The sequence below is a fragment of the Pantoea sp. B_9 genome, assembly GCF_008632015.1.
Classification (GTDB): Bacteria; Pseudomonadota; Gammaproteobacteria; order Enterobacterales; family Enterobacteriaceae; genus Pantoea; species Pantoea dispersa.
Genome location: NZ_VWVL01000024.1, coordinates 1 through 3,352, shown reverse-complemented (window position 1 = coordinate 3,352; position 3,352 = coordinate 1). Strand labels below are relative to the sequence as shown.

General features: G+C 52.1%; 2 tRNA genes and 2 rRNA genes. All 4 read left to right on the top strand.

What is annotated here, in order from left to right:
* The first annotated feature begins 118 nt into the window (after positions 1 to 118).
* Positions 119 to 3,029: ribosomal RNA gene (locus tag F3I21_RS23100) — 23S ribosomal RNA — on the top strand.
* Positions 3,030 to 3,075: 46 nt separating this feature from the next.
* Positions 3,076 to 3,191, top strand: a 5S ribosomal RNA gene (gene rrf / locus F3I21_RS23095).
* 6 nt (positions 3,192 to 3,197) lie between these two features.
* Positions 3,198 to 3,272, top strand: a tRNA-Asn gene (locus F3I21_RS23090).
* Between the two features lie 2 nt (positions 3,273 to 3,274).
* Positions 3,275 to 3,349, top strand: a tRNA-Glu gene (locus tag F3I21_RS23085).
* Positions 3,350 to 3,352: the final 3 nt, after the last annotated feature.

Below are 3,352 nucleotides of genomic sequence, written 5' to 3'. Positions count from 1 at the left end.
GTAATACAAACCGAGAACACCGCGTTGAATGAGTTTTTTAATAAGTTCAATTGCTTATTTTCTTGATCTAACTTCTATCGCTAGAAGAAGGATCAAAACCCAACCGCAAGGTTGATAAGGTTAAGTGAATAAGGGCGCACGGTGGATGCCTTGGCACTAGGAGCCGATGAAGGACGGGACTAACACCGATATGCTTTGGGGAGCTGTACGTAAGCTATGATCCAGAGATTTCCGAATGGGGGAACCCAGCATCTTTAATAGGATGTTACGATTGTGTGAATACATAGCACATTCGAGGTAGACGCAGAGAACTGAAACATCTAAGTACCTGCAGGAAGAGAAAGAAAATTCGATTCCCTGAGTAGCGGCGAGCGAAACGGGAAAAGCCCAAACCAACAAGCTTGCTTGTTGGGGTTGTAGGACTCCAATATGGTCGTTCTTTCAGATAGTCGAATGACTTGGAAAAGTCAGTCAAAGAGGGTAAAAACCCCGTAGACGAAATGTGGAAGACACCTAGGAGGATCCTGAGTACGGCGGAACACGAGAAATTCCGTCGGAATCCGGGAGGACCATCTCCCAAGGCTAAATACTCCCTAGTGACCGATAGTGAACCAGTACCGTGAGGGAAAGGTGAAAAGCACCCCGGAAGGGGAGTGAAATAGATCCTGAAACCGTGTGCCTACAAGTAGTCAGAGCCCGTTAATGGGTGATGGCGTGCCTTTTGTAGAATGAACCGGCGAGTTACGATCCCGTGCAAGGTTAAGCAGAAGATGCGGAGCCGCAGCGAAAGCGAGTCTGAATAGGGCGCATGAGTACGTGGTCGTAGACCCGAAACCAGGTGATCTACCCATGTCCAGGGTGAAGTTCAGGTAACACTGAATGGAGGCCCGAACCCACGCACGTTGAAAAGTGCGGGGATGAGGTGTGGGTAGCGGAGAAATGCCAATCGAACCTGGAGATAGCTGGTTCTCTCCGAAATAGCTTTAGGGCTAGCCTCGGAATTGAGAATGATGGAGGTAGAGCACTGATTGGACTAGGGGCCCATCTCGGGTTACCGAATTCAGTCAAACTCCGAATGCCATTCATTCATATCCGGGAGTCAGACTGTGAGTGATAAGATCCATAGTCGAAAGGGAAACAGCCCAGACCACCAGCTAAGGTCCCAAAATATATGTTAAGTGGAAAAGGATGTGGGGTTGCACAGACAACTAGGATGTTGGCTTAGAAGCAGCCACCATTTAAAGAGTGCGTAATAGCTCACTAGTCGAGTGACCCTGCGCCGAAAATGTACCGGGGCTAAACATATTACCGAAGCTGTGGAGTACACCTTTAGGTGTATTGGTAGGAGAGCGTTCTAAGGGCGTCGAAGGCAGATCGTGAGGACTGCTGGAGCGCTTAGAAGTGAGAATGCCGGTATGAGTAGCGAAAGACAGGTGAGAATCCTGTCCACCGAATGACTAAGGTTTCCTGGGGAAGGCTCGTCCGCCCAGGGTTAGTCGGGACCTAAGCCGAGGCCGATAGGCGTAGGCGATGGATAACAGGTTGATATTCCTGTACCACCGATCCACCGTTTGAACAATGGGGGGACGCAGGAGGATAGTGACGCATGCGGATGGAAGTGCATGTGTAAGTTTCGAGACCGTCTGATTGGCAAATCCGTCAGGCATCAAAGTCGAGGAACGATGCGGAGTCCCGTAGGGACGAAGGTCACGATTTCACACTGCCAAGAAAAGCCTCTAGTGAGGTGGAAGGTGCCAGTACCGTAAACCGACACAGGTAGGCGGGATGAGAATTCTAAGACGCGCGGGATAACTCTCGTTAAGGAACTCGGCAAAATGACCCCGTAACTTCGGGAGAAGGGGTGCTGATCATACGATCAGCCGCAGTGAATAGGCCCAAGCGACTGTTTAGCAAAAACACAGGTCTCTGCTAAATCGTAAGATGAAGTATAGGGGCTGACGCCTGCCCGGTGCTGGAAGGTTAAGGGGATGGGTTAGCGCAAGCGAAGCTTTGAACCGAAGCCCCAGTAAACGGCGGCCGTAACTATAACGGTCCTAAGGTAGCGAAATTCCTTGTCGGGTAAGTTCCGACCCGCACGAAAGGCGTAACGATTTGGGCACTGTCTCAACGAGAGACTCGGTGAAATTTTAGTACCTGTGAAGATGCAGGTTACCCGCGACAGGACGGAAAGACCCCATGGAGCTTTACTGCAGCCTGATATTGAATGTTGGTACCGCATGTACAGGATAGGTAGGAGCCGTAGAAATCGGAACGCTAGTTTCGATGGAGGCGCTGGTGGGATACTACCCCTGCGTTATGGCCACTCTAACCCGCACCACTAATCGTGGTGGGAGACAGTGTCAGATGGGCAGTTTGACTGGGGCGGTCGCCTCCTAAAAGGTAACGGAGGCGCCCAAAGGTTCCCTCAGAATGGTTGGAAATCATTCGTAGAGTGTAAAGGCAGAAGGGAGCTTGACTGCGAGACCTACAAGTCGAGCAGGGACGAAAGTCGGGCTTAGTGATCCGGTGGTTCCGCATGGAAGGGCCATCGCTCAACGGATAAAAGCTACCCTGGGGATAACAGGCTTATCTCCCCCAAGAGTCCACATCGACGGGGAGGTTTGGCACCTCGATGTCGGCTCATCGCATCCTGGGGCTGTAGTCGGTCCCAAGGGTTGGGCTGTTCGCCCATTAAAGCGGTACGCGAGCTGGGTTCAGAACGTCGTGAGACAGTTCGGTCCCTATCCGTCGTGGGCGCAGGAAATTTGAGAGGAGCTGTCCTTAGTACGAGAGGACCGGGATGGACGCACCGCTGGTGTACCAGTTGTTCCGCCAGGAGCATCGCTGGGTAGCTACGTGCGGACGGGATAAATGCTGAAAGCATCTAAGCATGAAGCCCCCTCCAAGATGAGATTTCCCTTTGAGTAATCAAGAAAGACCCCTCAGAGACGATGAGGTAGATAGGTCACGGGTGGAAGCATGGTGACATGCGGAGCTGAGTGATACTAATCGGTCGAGGCCTTGTTCTAGCAGATGATTGTTGATGACTTCAGTTTTGAGGGCGCGAGCCCGTCGTCTGGTGACGATAGCCAAGTGGTCACACCCGTTCCCATGCCGAACACGGAAGTTAAGCACTTGAACGCCGAAAGTAGTTGGGGGCTTCCCCCTGTGAGGATAGGACGCTGGCAGGCGATCGTTCCGCAATAGCTCAGTGGTAGAGCAACCGGCTGTTAACCGGTAGGTCGTAGGTTCAAATCCTACTTGCGGAGCCAATGGCCCGTTGGTCAAGCGGTTAAGACACCGCCCTTTCACGGCGGTAACACGGGTTCGAATCCCGTACGGGTCACCATTT